This window comes from Methylobacterium sp. AC832, from assembly GCF_979256025.1.
On record NZ_CEEDMV010000029.1, the window covers coordinates 1 to 491 of the forward strand.

At 76.4% G+C, this 491-nt stretch carries 1 protein-coding gene; it reads left to right on the plus strand.

Features of this window, described 5'->3' with window-relative positions; all coding sequences use genetic code 11:
- Positions 1-491, plus strand: a 491-nt coding sequence (locus tag AC0IXR_RS24990) for an AMP-binding protein (protein WP_471762587.1), incomplete at both ends; no start/stop codon positions are given.

The window sequence follows — 491 nt, forward strand, 5'->3', positions numbered from 1 at the left end:
GCGGCCCTCGCCGATCCCGACGCGCCAGCGGTGGTCTGCGGGCCGCGCACCACCACGTTCGGCGAGCTCGACCGGGCGGCCAACCGTCTCGCCCACCGGTTGATCCGTGAGGGAATCGGCCCCGAGACCGTGGTCGCCGTCGCCCTGCCGCGCGGGCCCGACCAGATCGCCGCCTTCCTCGCCATCCTCCGGGCGGGTGGCGCCTTCCTGCCCCTCAATCCGGTCCAGCCGACGGCGCGCCTCGCCGCCCTCATCGAGGATGCCGGCGCCCGCCTGCTGCTCGCCCAGGGTGTCGCCCTCGACGGGCTGGGCCGAGCCGGTCCGGGCGGCCTCGCGCGGCTCGACCTGTCCAGCCTCGATCTCGCCTCCGAGCCGGAGACTGCGCCACCGCGCACCGCTCATCCGGGCCAGCTCGCCTACGTCATCTACACGTCGGGCTCGACGGGCCGGCCCAAGGGCGTCGCCGTGGCGCACGGTCCCCTGGCCCGGCA